Raw genomic sequence first — 16,245 nt, forward strand, 5'->3', positions numbered from 1 at the left:
GTGCTGTCCCGACGATCTGGACTGCGGTGATAGCAACCGAACTCTTACGATCATCGTCGTGGCGACGCGGCATACAGCGGGAACCCGGGCGAAGGACAGCGACCGCAATGACACCTGCCAGATCCTCGACAGTGCGCTGTCGGATGGGCAGCTGTCGATGGAGGAGCACCGAACCAGGGTTGCGCTGGCGACCGGTGCCGAGACGTTGGGCGATCTGCAGTCGCTGGTGTCGGACCTGCAGACCAACAACGCGCCCGTGCAACTGCCCGATCTGAAGAAGCGGCCCAAGCTGACGAGCGCCGGCCGCAGCCGAGGCATCGGCATCGCGATGGCCGTCGTGCTCGTCGTGCTCGGCATCCTCATCGGCTGGGGCCTGTACGGCAACACAAGCTCGCCGCTGAGTTTTCAGACCGACCCCGGCGCCAAGACCGACGGCGTCGCCCCGAATGTGTCGGCGCCTCCGCGGCTGCTGCACTCCGTGGGCGGTTTGAACGGGCTGCTGCAACAGTCGCGCATGAAGTTCGGCGACACCTTGGGTTATGGCCTGACCATCTACCCCGACTATGCGGTGATGGAACGCGCAGACCCAAACGACGACCGTCGCGTGCTCCGCTACAGCTACCGCGGCGGGTGGCAGGGCGATCCGTCCGCAAGCGGTAAGACCGACGACGAGAGGCTGGTCGACCTCGGCAACTTCGACGTAAGCGCGATCGTCGGCCGGTTGCGGGGCGCGCCGCAGATTCTGGGCATCGAGCAAAAGGACGTGAAGAGCCTCTACGTGTCGATCGACCCGAGCAAGGATCCGACTACCCCGGGCGCCCTCGGAATCTCGATCTACGTGTCGACCACGTATGACAAGGGCGGCCGCATCGAGGTCGATCCGCAGGGCAACATCACGAGCCAATACCCCCCGGACTGACGTCGATCGGCTGTCAGCGGTACGCAACCCTTTGTTGGCGGCGAATATATCGGCGCGATACTATGGCCCGAGGTGTCGAACCGTCGTAGCGGCCAAGCTCATGTCTTCCGGGGAGGTGATTCGTTTGCTAGAACTCGCCATCCTGGGTCTCCTGCTCGAATCGCCGATGCACGGCTACGAGCTGCGTAAACGGCTGACCGGCCTGCTCGGCGCCTTCCGCGCGTTCTCCTACGGTTCGCTGTATCCGGCACTGCGCCGCATGCAGGCCGATGGACTGATCGTCGAGGACGCCGCACCGGAGGGGATCCCGAAGGTGCGTCGGGCGCGCCGCGTGTACCAGCTCACCGATGCCGGTATGCAGCGCTTCGCCGAGCTTGTGGCCGACACCGGTCCACAGAACTACTCCGACGACGGGTTCGGCGTACACCTCGCGTTTTTCAACCGCACTCCGGCCGAGGCCAGGATGCGGATTCTGGAGGGGCGCCGCCGTCAGGTGGAGGAACGTCGCGAGGGCCTGCGCGAAGCAGTGGCGCGGGCCAGCAATTCGCTCGATCGCTACACCAAACAGCTACATCAGCTGGGTTTGGAATCCAGCGAGCGGGAAGTCAAGTGGCTGAACGAGCTGATAGCCGCCGAGCGAACGGCGCAGGGACGCGCTGAGCAGCCGTAAGCAATACCGAGTTAGTACGACAGGGATTACGAAGGGAAGAGTCGTCATGACTGAGAACACCGAGGTGCGGGTCGCGATTGTCGGTGTGGGCAACTGCGCGTCCTCGCTTGTGCAGGGCGTGCAGTACTACCACGACGCCGACGAGACGGCCACGGTGCCCGGTCTGATGCATGTGCGGCTCGGCCCCTATCACGTCCGGGACGTGAAGTTCGTCGCCGCGTTCGACGTCGACGCCAAGAAGGTCGGCTTCGACCTGTCCGAGGCGATCTTCGCGTCGGAGAACAACACCATCAAGATCGCCGACGTGCCTCCGACCAACGTGATCGTGCAGCGCGGCCCGACGCTCGACGGAATCGGCAAGTACTACGCCGACACCATCGAGGTCTCTGACGTCGAGGCCGTCGACGTGGTCAAGGTGCTCAAGGAGAACAGCGTCGACGTGCTGGTGTCGTACCTGCCCGTCGGGTCCGAAGAGGCCGACAAGTTCTACGCCCAGTGCGCAATCGACGCCGGCGTGGCATTCGTCAACGCGCTCCCGGTGTTTATCGCGTCGGATCCGGTGTGGGCCAAGAAGTTCGAAGACGCCGGGGTGCCGATCGTCGGTGACGACATCAAGAGCCAGGTCGGTGCGACCATCACCCACCGCGTGATGGCCAAGCTGTTCGAGGATCGCGGCGTGCAGCTCGACCGGACCATGCAGCTCAATGTCGGCGGCAACATGGACTTCCTGAACATGCTCGAGCGTGAGCGGCTGGAGTCGAAGAAGATCTCCAAGACGCAGGCCGTCACGTCGAACCTGCAGCGCGAGTTCAAGACCAAGGACGTGCACATCGGCCCGTCGGATCACGTCGGCTGGCTCGACGACCGCAAGTGGGCCTACGTGCGTCTGGAAGGCCGCGCCTTCGGCGACGTGCCGCTGAACCTGGAGTACAAGCTCGAGGTGTGGGACTCGCCGAACTCGGCGGGCGTCATCATCGACGCGGTGCGCGCCGCGAAGATCGCCAAGGATCGTGGCATCGGCGGACCCGTCGAGGCCGCGTCTGCGTACCTGATGAAGAGCCCGCCGAAGCAGATGCCCGACGACATCGCTCGCGCGCAGCTGGAGACCTTCATCGAGGGCTAGCCTCGACGGCGTGACCAACGCCGAAGTCTCTGACGACGATTTGAGCGGGCTCGACGAGTTCGGGCTGTTGCACGAGAACGCCGAACAGATCGGCGTTGACACGATTCCGTCGGTGCGTCGCATCGAGTCGGGTCCGGTCAGCGCGCTCAAGTGGGGCGACGAGCCCCCGCAGGTGGTGTTCCTGCACGGCGGCGGGCAGAACGCGCACACCTGGGACACCGTGATCGTCGGCCTCGGGCTGCCAGCCCTGGCCGTCGACCTCCCCGGCCACGGCCGATCAGCATGGCGCGAGGACGGCGACTACGGACCGCGGCTCAACGCCGAGACATTGCGACCCGTACTGCGCGAGTGGGCGCCTCACTCGCGGCTGATGGTCGGCATGTCGCTGGGCGGGCTGACCGCGCTCCGGATCGCCGCCTCCGAACCGCAGCTGGTTCCCGAACTGGTGCTCGTCGACGTCACGCCGTCGGCGCCCGAACGGCACGAGCAGATGACAAAGGCGCAGATGGGCACCGTCGCGCTGGTTCAAGGTGACCGGACCTTCCCGACCTTTCAGTCGATGCTCGACGTGACGGTGGCGGCGGCGCCGAATCGCGATCGGAAGTCGTTGCGCCGCGGCGTCTTTCACAACTCGAAGCAGCTCGACGACGGCACCTGGACGTGGCGGTACGACTCGTTTCGCAAGGGCGACGGCTTCGAGGGACTATGGAACGACGTGCCGGCCATCACGATGCCGACAACGCTGGTGCGCGGCGCGAATTCGTATTTCGTCAACGACGAAGACGCCGAGGCATTTGCGAAAGCGGCACCGGGATTTCAGCGGACGCACGTGGTCGCTGACTCCGGGCACTCGGTTCAGGGCGACCAGCCGGCTGCCCTGGTAGAAATCCTGCGCGGGGTGCTAAGCGCGTAGCTCCAGTCGCCGAACGTTCCGTACCGCTCGACTTTTTGCCGATTTTCGAGCGGTAACGAACGTTCGGCGAAACTGACATCGACCACCAGCTGTTTACCAACTGCTTCCCAGCTGATTGCCGACTTCTCGTGCGTGCAGCATCCGGGGGAAGGCGACGACTACATACGGACAAATCGGCGTATAGCGTCAGCACAGTGAGCTTGCCCATTCGCATCGGCGTGCAACTGCAGCCGCAACATTCCCCGCAATACAGCTACATCCGCGACGCGGTCCGCCGCTGTGAGGACATCGGTGTCGACATCGCATTCAACTGGGATCACTTCTTCCCGCTGTACGGCGATCCAGACGGCGCCCATTACGAATGCTGGACGATGCTCGGCGCGTGGGCCGAGCAGACATCACGCCTCGAGATCGGCGCATTGGTCACGTGCAACTCGTATCGCAACCCTGAACTGCTGGCCGATATGGCGCGAACCGTCGACCACATCGCCGACGGCCGACTGATCCTCGGCATCGGGTCGGGATGGAAGCAAAAGGACTACGACGAATACGGCTACGAGTTCGGCACCGCGGGCAGCAGACTCGACGACCTGACCGCCGACTTTCCGCGCATCAAGTCGCGACTGGCCAAGCTCAACCCGGCGCCCACCCGCGACATCCCCGTGCTGATCGGCGGACAAGGCGAACGCAAGACACTGCGCCTGGTCGCCGAGTACGCCGACATCTGGCACGGCTTCACCTCGCTGGAGACCTACCCCGCGAAGGCGGAGATCCTTGCGCGGCATTGTGCGGACGTGGGCCGCGACCCGTCGACCATCGAGCGCTCGGCAGGCGTGCAGGGCAAGGGTCTCGACGCGCTGCTGGCCGAGGCCGACGCGTTCGTCGACCTGGGCGTCACGCTGCTGACCGTCGGCGTCAACGGACCCGACTACGACCTGACTCAGGCCGAGGCGCTGTGCCGCTGGCGCGACCGTCGGCAATGAATGGAAACTGAACTGACAGAACGGCTCCCGACGCGGCGGCTACATGAGATGCTGACCGCGCCATGCCCAAGAAGTATGGGGTCAAAGAAAAAGACCTCGTGGTCTCGCATGTCGTCAACCTGGTGCTGACTGGCAAACTGCGGTCGGGGGACCGGGTTGATCGCAACGAGATCGCCAACGATTTAGGACTGTCCCGCGTCCCGATCCAGGAGGCGGTGGTCCAGCTCGAACACGACGGGATCCTGTCGACGCAGTACCACCGCGGCGCATACGTGGAGCGATTCGACGAGTCCGTGGTGCGCGAACACCACGAGCTGTACGGACTGCTGAGCGGAATCGCGTCGGCCCGCGCCGCTGTCGATGGCCGTCCCCGGACGCTCGACCAGCTGGCCCTGCTGATCGAGGCCATGCGGGCCAGCAAAGAGTCGCGCGCCTTTCAGGAGGCGGCGTGGCAGTTCCGCCGCGTCATCAACGACGAATACGCCGGCCCGCGATTACAGGCGGCGATCCGCGCGTCCCAGACGTTCATCCCCCGTGGGTTCTGGTTGGCATACCTCAGGAACCACGACGAGATGCTGCCGTACTACGAAGCCGAAACCGCGGCCATTCACGGTCGCGATCCCGACGCCGCGCGCGCCGCCTGCGTCGAGCGTTCCGAGGTGATGGGCCGGATCATGCTCGGTGAGCTGGTACGGCGCGGGGTATTCAAGCCGTCGACCGCCGCAGTTGCGTTCTGATTGAGCTGAAGGCGATTCGACCGAACGCTCTGCGGCTACGTTGCTTTGAATGCGACTCGTGAAGATTTTCGTCGTGGCGTTGGTCGCGTTGATGCTTTCGAGCATGGGTCTGGCAGCGTCGGCGGGCGCCAACGTCGACCAGTGCGCCCCGCCGGGAGTCGAAAGCGCCAGCGCGCTGCCGACCAACCTCGCCGCCGCCGCGCAGGGTCCCGGCGCCGACAAATACACGACCGCGACGGTCGAACCGGTGTCGGCCGTCAACGTCAATGCGTTGGGGCTGAGCGTGCCGGGCACGCTGACCGTCGGCACGCTGTCTGACGCGCCGCCGAGCATCTGCATCAACTCCGCGGGCCAGTTCACGGGTTTCGACAACGAACTGCTCCGCGCGATCACGGACAAGCTCGGGCTGAAGATCAATTTCGTCGGCACCGAATTCTCGGGGCTTCTGGCGCAGGTGGCGGCCCGGCGTTTCGACGTCGGCTCGTCGTCGATCACCACTACCGATGCGCGAAGAAAGACCGTCGGCTTCACCAACGGCTATGACTTCGGCTACTTCTCTTTGGTGGTGCCCTCCGGCTCTCCGATCACGGGGTTCGACAAGCTGGCGGCGGGCCAGCGCATCGGCGTCGTGCAGGGCACCGTGCAGGAGGCCTACGTCATAGACACGCTGCACCTGCAGCCGGTGAAGTTCCCCGACTACAACACCGTGTACGCCAGCCTCAAGACCCGCCAGATCGACGCGTGGGTGGCGCCCTCGCAGCAGGCGTCGGGCACAGTGCAGACCGGCGATCCGGCGCAGATCATCGAAAACACCTTCAGCTTGGACAATTTCGTGGCCTGGGCGGTGGCGTCTGAAAACAAGCCGTTGATCGATGCGCTGAACTCCGGCCTGGACGCCGTCATCGCCGACGGGACCTGGGCCCGGCTGTACTCCGACTGGGTTCCGCGCGCGTTACCGCCGGGCTGGAAGCCAGGATCGAAAGCGGCGCCTGCACCGCAGCTGCCCGACTTCGCCGCGATCGCGGCGGCTCATCAGCAGCCGACGTCTGGTGCGGCCGCGCCCAAATCCACGCTGTCACAGCTGAAGGATTCGTTCCTCAACTGGGATCTGTACAGACAGGCCGTCCCCGACCTGTTGAAGACCGGGCTGCCAAACACGTTGATCCTCACCGTCAGCGCGGCGGTGATCGGTCTGGTGCTGGGCATGGCGCTCGCCGTTGCGGGCATCTCCCGATCGCGGTGGCTGCGGTGGCCGGCGCGCGTCTACACCGACATCTTCCGCGGGCTGCCCGAAGTGGTGATCATCCTTCTGATCGGGCTCGGTGTCGGACCGGTAGTCGGCGGGCTGACGGGCAACAACCCCTATCCGCTCGGGATCGCCGCGTTGGGTCTGATGGCGGCGGCCTACGTCGGCGAGATCTTCCGGTCCGGCATCCAGAGCGTGGAGCCCGGCCAGCTGGAGGCGTCGCGCGCGCTGGGGTTCAGTTATCCGTCGTCGATGCGGTTGGTGGTGGTGCCGCAGGGCGTGCGGCGGGTGCTGCCGGCGTTGATGAACCAGTTCATCTCACTGCTGAAGGCTTCGTCGCTGGTGTATTTCCTCGGGCTGGTGGCCAACCAGCGCGAGCTGTTCCAAGTCGGCCGCGACCTCAACGCGCAGACCGGCAACCTGTCGCCGTTGGTTGCAGCGGGGTTGTTCTACCTGTTGTTGACGGTTCCGCTGACGCACCTGGTGAACTTCATCGACACCCGATTACGGCGCGGTCGTGAACCCGGCAAGGAAGACCCGCTCGAGCTGTCCACGTCCCAGGAGATGATCTGACATGGCTGGTCCGGTTTCCTTGGGCGCCAACGATATTCACTTGACATTCGGTCCGAACGCGGTGCTGCGCGGCGTCGACCTCGACGTGCCTGCGGGGACGACGACGGCGGTGATCGGGCCGTCGGGCTCAGGCAAGTCGACGCTGCTGCGGACATTGAACCGCTTGTACGAACCCGACAAGGGCGACATCCTGCTCGACGGGCGCTCGGTGCTGGCCGACAACCCGGATCAGTTGCGTCAGCGCATCGGCATGGTGTTTCAGCAGTTCAACCTGTTCCCGCACCGGACCGTGCTGGACAACGTGACCCTGGCGCCACGCAAGCTCAAGCGCCTCGGCGCAGAGCAGGCCCGCGACTTGGCACTGGAGCAGTTGGACCGAGTCGGGTTGCGGCACAAGGCCGACGTGCGGCCCGGCACGCTGTCCGGCGGACAGCAGCAGAGGGTGGCGATCGCGCGGGCGCTGGCGATGTCGCCGCAAGTGATGTTCTTCGACGAGGCCACCTCGGCGCTGGACCCGGAGTTGGTCAAGGGCATCCTGTCGTTGATCGCCGACCTCGGGTCGGACGGGATGACGATGGTGGTGGTCACCCACGAAATGGGATTTGCCCGGTCGACGTCCAACGCGGTGGTGTTCATGGATTACGGGCAGGTGGTCGAGTCCGGCCCGCCGGAGCAAATTTTCGACGCCGCGGAGACGGATCGGCTGCGCCGATTTTTGTCTCAAGTTTTGTCAGGTTAATTGACGCGCGTTCGCATGTGGCAGGCTCCGACAGGTTAGACTGGCGAATTATGGTGGAGACGGATTCGCAGGTGGGCGAGCTCGCCGGCGAGCTGCAACGCGTGCTCTCCAAGGTGTTTTCTGTGCTTCGCCGGGGGGATACGAATCGGAACGAGGCCGGCGATTTAACGCTGGCTCAGCTGTCGATTCTGCTGACGTTGCTCGATCAAGGGCCGATCCGGATGACGGAGTTGGCCGCACACGAGCGCGTGCGCACCCCCACGACGACAGTGGCTATTCGCCGATTGGAGAAGCTGGGTCTTGTCAAGCGCTCCCGCGATCCATCCGACCTGCGGGCCGTGCTTGTCGACATCACCCCGAAGGGCCTGTCCCAGCACCGCGAAGCGCTTGCCGCGCGCCGCGCGCATCTCGCGACACTTCTGGCAAAGCTGTCCCCCGAGGATCTCGAGACGCTGACCAAGGCTTTGGTCCCGCTCGAGCGTCTCGCCGAATAGCTACCCGGGTTTACGACCCCACGCCTGGATATAGGGGCCGAAGAACACAGTTGTCTGCGGGTCGTCGAGATGCGCTGCGACTGCGCGCTTTAACTCGTCAACCTCGGCTTCGGTGGCTAGATCGTTGCTGCTCTGATTCCCGGTAGCCCAAGGCATAATGCTCGGCTGCTGTCATGGCCCTTCCCCTGGCTTCGACAGTTCGCGCTCGCAGTATGCACGCCCGGGTTGGCTGGTGCTATAGAAAGGGCGACAAGGCTTTTCGTGCCATTTCGATCGCAACTTTCCGTGCTATTTCGATCGCAAGAAGACTCAGCCGAGCCAGTCAAGCACCGCAGCGGCAGTCCACGACTGTTGCATGCTGCCGAGCGGCTCGCCGGTGAACGGCTCGTAGTACTCCGCGAAGGTGCCGTCGCTGGCCTGTCGCAGGCCTTCACGCTTGAGCATCAGGGCGCGTTCGGACCAGCCGCGGCGTGCGAAACACCATGAGAACAGCCACGTCATCACCGGCCACACCGGCCCACGCCAGTATTCGCGAGAGCGGAAGTCGCGCGACACCGGCGATGTCGACGGAATCAGCGCGTATCGCAGATCCGGGTGGCCGCAGAACCGCGGTCCTTCCAAGAGCCTCAAGAGGGCGCGCTCTTTGTCGTGCGGCAACCCGCCGCACAGCAGCGGTGCGAATTGTGCGACGGTCTCGGTGGCCACCCAACGGTCGGTTCGTACGTCGAAATCCCTTGCAGCGCCACTGCGTTCATCGGTGGTCTCGACGACACCACTGCGGAATCGTTCGGCCCATGCGTAGAGGTCCTTGACGTCGGCGTGTGGCCGCTTGTAGTCCTCGCCGATCTCGGCGAGGACTTGGCAGGCGACGGCGAGGATCGCCGAGACGAACACGTCCTCCACGGCGAAGCTCATCACCTTCGGCAGCAGCTCATCGTCGTAGCGCACCGACTTCATTTCCTCGAGCAGCCACAGATAGCGGTCGTACTCGAGGTCGCTCGGCCGTTGACTGGCGTCGGTGACGATCGTGTTGTCCTCGCGCTGGTACTCCGGCACGTTGCCGGGAACCACGTTGGCGTAGGCGCTATCCCAGCGCGGCGAGTTGTCCATGCCGGATTCCCAGCCGTGGTACAGCGTGACGCGGCCGCGGGATTTCGGGTCGCGCGCCTCGGCCAGCCAGCGATGCCAGCGAACCAGGTCGGCCCAGCGGCGATCGAGAAATGCCTCGGCGACGGCCCGAGTGGACCGGCCGCGGGAGCGCGCCTGGTCGAGAATGCGTTGCACGGCGATCGCGTGCACCGGCGGCTGGGTGATGCCCGACGTGTGGCGGGTCCGCGGCGCGTTGGCCGCGAGCGCCGACGTGGCCCAGCGGGCGGGCCCCGGGAAGTAGCCGTCGACACCGTTGGCGAAGACGATGTGCGGGATCATGCCGTTGGTCCACTGTGCGGACAGCAGGGTGTCGAGTTCGACGACGGCGCGCTCGACACTCAGCGGCGCAAGGCCGATCGCCACGAATGCGGCGTCCCAGCTCCACATGTGCGGATACAGCAACGGCGCCGCGGTGGTCATCGCGCCCAGGTCATTGCCGCGCAGCAGGTATGCGGCGCGGGCAGCGAGCTGCGTCGGAGCGAAGCTGTGGTCGGGGGGCATCGCTTCAATAATGCGACGCGTTTGCCCAAATCGCAGGTCGGTAGGGTCTGTGACATGCCGACCGCGATGATCACGGGCGCCTCGCGGGGGCTCGGTGTGGCGCTCGCTGAGGCCCTTGCCCCCACCCACACGCTGTTCTTGGCGGGCCGGCCGTCGTCGGGGCTCGACCAGGTGGCCACCCGGTTCGGTGCCACGACATGGCCGCTTGACCTGGCTGTCGTCGACGAGATTCCCACGGTCGTCGAGCCCATCGACGAGCTGGACGTGCTGATCCACAACGCAGGCGTGGCCTACCCCGGGCGTGTCGCTGAGTCGACCGTCGAGGAGTGGCAAGCCACGCTGCATGTGAATGTTGTTGGCGCCGTTGCCCTTACACTCGCACTGCTGCCCGCTCTGCGCGCCGCCGGCGGTCACGTGGTGTTCATCAACTCCGGCGCGGGGATCAACGCTTCGCCCGGATTGGCGTCGTACTCCGCGAGCAAGTTCGCGCTGCGCGGGTTCGCCGACTCGCTGCGCAGCGATGAACCGGTGCTGCGAGTGACCTCTGTGCATCCCGGTCGGATCGCCACCGAGATGCAGGAAGACCTCATTGCTTACGAAGGCAAAGAATACGACCCGTCGCGGTTCTTGAGTCCGAAGACCGTCGCGAAGGTGGTGGCCGACGCGGTGCATGCGCCATCTGATGCACATATCAACGAGGTCATCGTCCGGCCCCGGTGAGTTCCGCCCGTCAGCCCGCGTCTGCCTTGGACAGCGGCAGCCTATCCACTGAACGACCGAGGATCACCTTCGTCGTGATGGCGGCGAGCTTGAGCATGCCCAGGTGCGTCGAAGGGTTGAGCAGCGTCGGCCACTGGGTCCGCGTCCGGTGGTCGTTGAGCGGACGGTCGGCGAACCGGTCGCGCAGCCAACGCAGCGTCATAGGTGCCGACAGGGGATGCAGCAGTATGTGGTCGCAGAATCCGTCGCGATGGTAGGTGACCGACGCGCCACCATCGTTGTAGGTCTGTACCAGTCTGTCGATGTCATCGACGCTGATGATCCCGTCGTGCACGGCCTGCACAATCAGCACGGGTATGTCCGGCATCGATTTGCCTAGCTTCGTTTCCTCGAAGATATGACGTACCTCGGGAAGGTCCCACAGTTCGTCGGCGGAGATGTCGACGTACGAGCCAATGTCCACGTGGCGCAAACGCCATACCGCTTGGGCAGTCGTCATCGCATGTAAGTCGTGGAGCAACTGCGTGCCTTCGGCGGTCGCGTGCTCGTCGACGACCCGCTGCGCACCAGGAAACACATGCGTCAGCGCGGTGATCATCAACGCAGCGAGGCCGGCGAAGAAGCTGCCGTTAAGGCGTCGCGCCACACTGCCCGGATCACCGACGGGTGAACCGAGAACCGCCCCAACGACGTTGAGCTCCGGTGCATAGCTCTCGCGAAGCTCGGCCGCCCACGAAGAAGCCAACCCGCCGCCGGAATAACCCCACAAGGCCACTGGCGTCGACGGAGCCAGGCCCAACCGCTCGTGGCGAATCGCCGCGCGAATACCGTCGAGGATTCGATACCCCGGCTCACGGGGTGATCCCCACATTCCGTGGCAGCCTTCGTGATCCGGTACCGATACCGCCCAGCCCTCAGCCAGCGCGGCCGCGACCAAGAGGTACTCGGCCTGAGTGAACGCACCGACCGGGCGAGCGCCTAGACGCATCGCGTAGGAGGGAAAGCAGCGCGATGACACCGCGTCGATGGCGCACTGATAGGACAGCAGTGGGCAATCCAGTTCCGGATCGCGTTGAGCCGGCAGTAGCACGGTGGTCACAGCGACCTCGGGATCGCCATGCAAGTTGGTCGTTCGGTACAGCAGTTGAGTGGCAGCCACCCGCTGGCGAATCACGCCGAGGAATCCGATCCTGACATCGCGAGAGCGCAGAACTGTCCCGGGCTCGGCCTCCGCGTAGTCCGGCGGTGGTTCATAGAATGGATCGTCGTCCGGTGTGACAATCGGTGACTCACCGACGGCCGTGGAGCTGTCGTAGCCGGCAGCGGTGGCGGGGCTGTTCACGCCCAAGCGGTACCCGCGGTACTGCATAGTGAAACCCCAACGGGTCGGTGAAGGTCACCCAAGGGGCGCAACTAGCGGTTGTCGCAACGTACGCGGGCAATTTCGAAGTCGACTTCCGACGCGCGGCGCCGCAGCTAGACGACGATGTTGACCAGCCGGCCGGCGACCACGATCACCTTCTTGGGCGTCGCGCCGTTGATGAACGCCCGCACCTTCTCATCAGCAAGCGCCGCTGCCTCGAGCGTGTCGGCATCGGCGTCCGCCGGCACGGTGATCTTGCTGCGGACTTTGCCGTTGACCTGCACCGGAAATTCGATGGTCTCTTCGACAAGGTATTGCGGGTCGGCCACCGGGAACGGGCCGTGCGCCAGCGACTTCTCGTGGCCGAGCCGCTTCCACAACTCCTCCGCCAGATGCGGCGCCAGCGGCGCGACCATCAGCACCAGCGGCTCCAGCGCAGCACGCGACCGCACCCCGTTCTTGGTCAGATAGTTGGTGTACTCGATCAGCTTGGCCGCCGCGGTGTTGTTGCGCAGCGCCGCGTAATCCTCGGACACCCCCGCGATCGTCCGGTGCAGTTGCTTCTGCGTCTCGTCGTCCAGCGCCTCATGCTCGGCGGCCCGCTCGGTGCCCGTCTGCTCATCGACGACCAACCGCCACACCCGCTGCAAAAACCGGTACGCGCCGACAACATCCTTGGTGGCCCACGGCCGCGATGCCTCCAGCGGACCCATCGACATCTCGTACACCCGCAACGTGTCCGCGCCGTAGTTGTCGCAGATCTCGTCGGGCGACACAGAGTTCTTCAGGCTCTTGCCGATCTTGCCGAACTCCTGATTGACCTCGATCTCGCCGTCGGGCCCGGTCCAGTAGAACTTGCCGCCGCGCTCGGTGACTTCGGCGGCCGGCACGTACGCGCCGCGCGCATCGGTGTAGGCGAACGCCTGGATGTAGCCCTGGTTCACCAACCGCCGGTACGGCTCCTTGGAGCTGACGTGGCCGAGGTCGTAGAGCACCTTGTGCCAGAACCGCGCATACAGCAGATGCAGCACGGCATGTTCGACACCACCGACGTACAGGTCGACGCCGCCAGGATCCTTCGCGCCGTGCTCGGCGGGTCGCGGACCCATCCAGTACGCCTCGTTTTCCTTGGCGCACAACTCTTCTGAGTTATACGGGTCGGTATAGCGCAGCTCGTACCACGAGCTGCCCGCCCACTGCGGCATCACGTTGGTGTCGCGGCTGTACTGCTTCAAGCCGTCGCCAAGGTCCAGCTCGACGTGTACCCAGTCGGTCGCCTTGCCCAGCGGCGGCGAGGGCTCGCTGTCCGCGTCGTCCGGATCGAGCTGCACCGGTGCATAGTCGGGGATGTCGGGCAGCTCGACGGGTAGCGCCGACTCCGGCAGCGGATGCGCGCGACCGTCGGCGTCGTAGACGATCGGGAACGGCTCGCCCCAATACCGCTGCCGCGCAAACAGCCAGTCGCGCAGCTTGTATTCGACGCGCGCCTTCCCATGACCGGCGGCCTCGAGGCGCTTGGTGATCGCCTCTTTCGCCGACGCGACGCTCAGCCCATTGAGGTAATCGGAGTTCACCACTTCACCGTCGCCGCTGTAGGCGCCCTGCGAAATGTCGCCGCCGGCAACCGTCTCCACGATCGGCAGACCGAACGCGGTGGCGAAGTCCCAGTCGCGCTGGTCGCCGCCGGGCACCGCCATGATGGCGCCGGTGCCGTAGCCGATCAACACATAGTCGGCAATGAACACCGGAATCCGTTGTCCGTTAACCGGATTGGTCGCATACGCGCCGATGAAGACGCCGGTCTTGTCCTTGTTTTCCTGGCGCTCCAGATCCGACTTGGCGGCGATGGCCCCCCGATACGCGGCGACTGCCTCGGCAGGAGTGGCCGCGCCGAACGTCCACCGCTCATCCACCCCAGCAGGCCATGCCGCAGCGGTCAGCTTGTCGACCAGATCGTGCTCGGGTGCCAGCACCATGTACGTCGCGCCGAACAGCGTGTCCGGCCGAGTCGTGAACACCTCGATGTCGCCCGCCTCGGTGCCGAACAGCACCGATGCACCCGTCGACCGGCCGATCCAGTTGCGCTGCATGGACTTGACCTTCTCCGGCCAATCCAGCAGATCGAGATCGTCGAGCAACCGGTCGGAGTACGCGGTGATGCGCATCATCCATTGCCGCAGCCGCTTGCGGAACACCGGGAAGTTGCCGCGCTCGCTGCGGCCGTCGGAGGTGACTTCCTCGTTGGCCAGCACGGTGCCCAGGCCGGGGCACCAGTTCACCATCGAGTCCGATCGGTAGACCAGCCGGTAGGAGTCGATCACGTCGGCGCGCTCATCGGCGGCCAAGTCCGACCACGTCCGTCCGTCGTCGAGAGTCCTTGTGCCCGAATCGAATTCGGCCACCAGCTCCCCGATTGGCCTGGCCTTGTCCGCGGCCGGGTCGAACCAGGCGTTGTAGATCTGCAGGAAGATCCACTGCGTCCACTTGTAGTAGTCGACGTCGGTGGTGGAGAAGCTGCGGCGGGCGTCATGCCCGAAGCCCAGCCGACCAAGCTGGCGGCGGAAGTTGACGATGTTCGCCTCGGTGCGGGTGCGCGGATGCGTGCCCGTCTGGATCGCGTACTGCTCCGCGGGCAGGCCGAACGAATCGAAGCCCAACGCGTGCAACACGTTGCGCCCCGTCATGCGGTAATAGCGGGCGTAGACGTCGGTCGCGATGTAGCCGAGGGGGTGCCCGACATGCAGGCCCTCACCTGACGGATACGGGAACATGTCCTGCACGAACATCTTGTCGGCGGGCACCGGCGTGCCGTCCGTCGGCGCCAGCGAGCCCACCGGGTTGGGCACGTTGAAGGTGCCCGACTCGGCCCACGTCTGCTGCCAGGCGTGCTCGATCTGCCCAGCCAGCTCCGCGGTGTAGCGGTGCTGCGGGGTGTCGACCTCGGGCTCTGTCACGTGAACAGGGTATAAGCACCCGCGCAGAGGCTTCGCCGGCCACGGGTTGGTCTCGGTTCCGTTGCGGACCGGTCAGAGGTTGGTCCCAGCTCGGTTCCGGGCCTGGTGGCTAACGCTCGACGCGGGATACGGTCGGCGCCTGACCTGGGCTGTGACGCACCCCCGATCCGCACGGAAGGACCGCCGTCGATGAACGAGATCGCCCGCCGCTGGCGGCTTCTGGCAGGTGGCGCGGCAGCCGGTGTGGCCGCCGTCGTCGGCTTCGCTGGGACCACCGCGTCAGCTGAGCCGGTGCTCCCGCAACCACCGCTGCCCATGCCCGCGACCGTCACGCAAACAGTGACCGTGGCGCCCAACGCCGCGTCTCCGCAGATGCTCGGGCAACCCGCTGTGGCGCCCGCCGCAGCAGCGTCAGCTGCTGGTATCTCGATTCCCGCCGTGCCGGTTCCGCCGCCCGTGACGATCACACCGGCCGCCTCTGGCACGCTTGCCGACTTCTTCAAGGCCAAGGGCGTCAAGCTCGAACCGCAGAACAGCCGCGACTTCAAGGCGCTCAACATCGTGCTGCCGATGCCGAAGGGTTGGTCGCAGGTGCCGGACCCGAACGTGCCCGACGCGTTCGCGGTGATCGCCGACCGGGTCGGCGGCAACGGGCTGTACTCGACCAACGCGCAGCTCAAGGTCTACAAGCTGATTGGCGACTTCGACCCGAAGGAGGCCATCAGCCACGGCTTCGTCGAGAGCCAACTGTTGCCTGCCTGGCGGGCCACCGACGGGTCGCTCGCCGACTTCGGGGGCTGGCCGTCGTCGGTCATCGAGGGCACGTACCGCGAGAACTCGATGACGCTGAACACCTCGCGACGCAACGTCATCGTCACAGCGGGGCCCGACAAGTACCTGGTGTCGCTCGCCGTCACGACGAGCGTCGACCAAGTCGTCGCGTCGGCCGACGCCACAGATGCGATAGTCAACGGTTTCCAGGTGAGCCTCCCCGGGCCACCGACCCCAGCACCGCAAGCCGCGGCGCCGGGCCTGCCCCAGCTGCCGGCGTTGCCGCAGCTGTCGAGGCAAACGGGATAGTCGTCGTCCCCCGGGCGAAGCCTGGCGCCCGGGGGACGGCTTCATTCGGCGGATTGCCCCCAAGGCTCGTATTGTGTCGGC

The 16,245-nt window shown here is 65.5% G+C and carries 14 protein-coding genes; 11 read left to right on the plus strand and 3 right to left on the minus strand.

The genetic code is table 11. From position 1 onward, the window contains the following. The first annotated feature begins 58 nt into the window (after positions 1-58). The 9 genes from MYCSM_RS31225 (at position 59) to MYCSM_RS31265 (ending at position 8,397) form a co-directional block, all read left to right on the plus strand. Complete coding sequence (locus tag MYCSM_RS31225) at positions 59-919, plus strand: DUF1707 SHOCT-like domain-containing protein (protein ID WP_015310191.1); 861 nt, start codon at positions 59-61, stop codon at positions 917-919. A 124-nt stretch (positions 920-1,043) separates the two neighbouring features. Then, positions 1,044-1,589: a PadR family transcriptional regulator gene (locus MYCSM_RS31230; protein WP_041315396.1), complete on the plus strand. Its 546-nt coding sequence runs from the start codon at positions 1,044-1,046 to the stop codon at positions 1,587-1,589. Between the two features lie 46 nt (positions 1,590-1,635). Further along, on the plus strand, positions 1,636-2,712 hold the full coding sequence (locus MYCSM_RS31235; protein ID WP_015310193.1) for an inositol-3-phosphate synthase: 1,077 nt from the start codon (positions 1,636-1,638) through the stop codon (positions 2,710-2,712). Positions 2,713-2,722: 10 nt separating this feature from the next. Beyond that, positions 2,723-3,625: an alpha/beta fold hydrolase gene (locus MYCSM_RS31240; protein WP_015310194.1), complete on the plus strand. Its 903-nt coding sequence runs from the start codon at positions 2,723-2,725 to the stop codon at positions 3,623-3,625. Positions 3,626-3,819: 194 nt separating this feature from the next. Beyond that, entirely contained in the window at positions 3,820-4,608 is a 789-nt protein-coding gene (locus MYCSM_RS31245) for an LLM class F420-dependent oxidoreductase (RefSeq protein ID WP_015310195.1), read from the plus strand. Positions 4,609-4,670: 62 nt separating this feature from the next. Further along, positions 4,671-5,345, plus strand: coding sequence for a GntR family transcriptional regulator (locus MYCSM_RS31250; protein ID WP_015310196.1), 675 nt, complete (start codon positions 4,671-4,673; stop codon positions 5,343-5,345). Positions 5,346-5,394: 49 nt separating this feature from the next. Beyond that, the gene (locus tag MYCSM_RS31255; RefSeq protein ID WP_015310197.1) at positions 5,395-7,164 is read left to right on the plus strand and encodes an ABC transporter substrate-binding protein/permease; all 1,770 of its coding nucleotides are present in this window, start codon (positions 5,395-5,397) and stop codon (positions 7,162-7,164) included. 1 nt (position 7,165) lies between these two features. Further along, on the plus strand, positions 7,166-7,903 hold the full coding sequence (locus MYCSM_RS31260) for an amino acid ABC transporter ATP-binding protein (RefSeq protein WP_015310198.1): 738 nt from the start codon (positions 7,166-7,168) through the stop codon (positions 7,901-7,903). Between the two features lie 50 nt (positions 7,904-7,953). Next, positions 7,954-8,397, plus strand: a complete 444-nt coding sequence (locus MYCSM_RS31265; protein WP_015310199.1) for a MarR family winged helix-turn-helix transcriptional regulator — start codon at positions 7,954-7,956, stop codon at positions 8,395-8,397. Positions 8,398-8,706: 309 nt separating this feature from the next. On the opposite strand, the gene ggh is transcribed toward MYCSM_RS31265, so the two are convergent. Continuing rightward, positions 8,707-10,047, minus strand: coding sequence for a glucosylglycerate hydrolase (ggh, locus tag MYCSM_RS31270; protein ID WP_015310201.1), 1,341 nt, complete (start codon positions 10,045-10,047; stop codon positions 8,707-8,709). A gap of 54 nt (positions 10,048-10,101) precedes the next feature. Between ggh and MYCSM_RS31275 the strand changes: the two genes are divergently transcribed. Further along, positions 10,102-10,767 (plus strand): SDR family oxidoreductase, encoded by a 666-nt coding sequence (locus tag MYCSM_RS31275; RefSeq protein WP_015310202.1) that lies wholly within the window; start codon positions 10,102-10,104, stop codon positions 10,765-10,767. Positions 10,768-10,777: 10 nt separating this feature from the next. Here MYCSM_RS31275 and MYCSM_RS31280 read toward each other — a convergent pair whose 3' ends face one another. Next, positions 10,778-12,109 carry a lipase family protein gene (locus MYCSM_RS31280; RefSeq protein WP_442928508.1) on the minus strand — a complete coding sequence of 444 codons (1,332 nt, stop codon included), beginning with the start codon at positions 12,107-12,109 and terminating at the stop codon, positions 10,778-10,780. 134 nt (positions 12,110-12,243) lie between these two features. Then, on the minus strand, positions 12,244-15,111 hold the full coding sequence (leuS, locus tag MYCSM_RS31285; RefSeq protein WP_083906373.1) for a leucine--tRNA ligase: 2,868 nt from the start codon (positions 15,109-15,111) through the stop codon (positions 12,244-12,246). A gap of 162 nt (positions 15,112-15,273) precedes the next feature. Between leuS and MYCSM_RS31290 the strand changes: the two genes are divergently transcribed. Then, positions 15,274-16,164 (plus strand): LpqN/LpqT family lipoprotein, encoded by an 891-nt coding sequence (locus MYCSM_RS31290; protein ID WP_015310205.1) that lies wholly within the window; start codon positions 15,274-15,276, stop codon positions 16,162-16,164. The last annotated feature ends 81 nt before the right edge of the window (positions 16,165-16,245 follow it).

Source organism: Mycobacterium sp. JS623 (assembly GCF_000328565.1).
Taxonomy (GTDB): Bacteria; Actinomycetota; Actinomycetes; order Mycobacteriales; family Mycobacteriaceae; genus Mycobacterium.

What these genes read in the sequence shown, in the direction of transcription:
- MYCSM_RS31235 (WP_015310193.1), top strand. Translation starts at nt 1,636, where the DNA reads ATGACTGAGAACACCGAGGTGCGGGTCGCGATTGTCGGTGTGGGCAAC.
- MYCSM_RS31250 (WP_015310196.1), top strand. Translation starts at nt 4,671, where the DNA reads ATGCCCAAGAAGTATGGGGTCAAAGAAAAAGACCTCGTGGTCTCGCAT.
- MYCSM_RS31255 (WP_015310197.1), top strand. Translation starts at nt 5,395, where the DNA reads ATGCGACTCGTGAAGATTTTCGTCGTGGCGTTGGTCGCGTTGATGCTT.
- MYCSM_RS31260 (WP_015310198.1), top strand. Translation starts at nt 7,166, where the DNA reads ATGGCTGGTCCGGTTTCCTTGGGCGCCAACGATATTCACTTGACATTC.
- MYCSM_RS31265 (WP_015310199.1), top strand. Translation starts at nt 7,954, where the DNA reads ATGGTGGAGACGGATTCGCAGGTGGGCGAGCTCGCCGGCGAGCTGCAA.
- ggh (WP_015310201.1), bottom strand. Translation starts at nt 10,047, where the DNA reads ATGCCCCCCGACCACAGCTTCGCTCCGACGCAGCTCGCTGCCCGCGCC.
- MYCSM_RS31275 (WP_015310202.1), top strand. Translation starts at nt 10,102, where the DNA reads ATGCCGACCGCGATGATCACGGGCGCCTCGCGGGGGCTCGGTGTGGCG.
- MYCSM_RS31290 (WP_015310205.1), top strand. Translation starts at nt 15,274, where the DNA reads ATGAACGAGATCGCCCGCCGCTGGCGGCTTCTGGCAGGTGGCGCGGCA.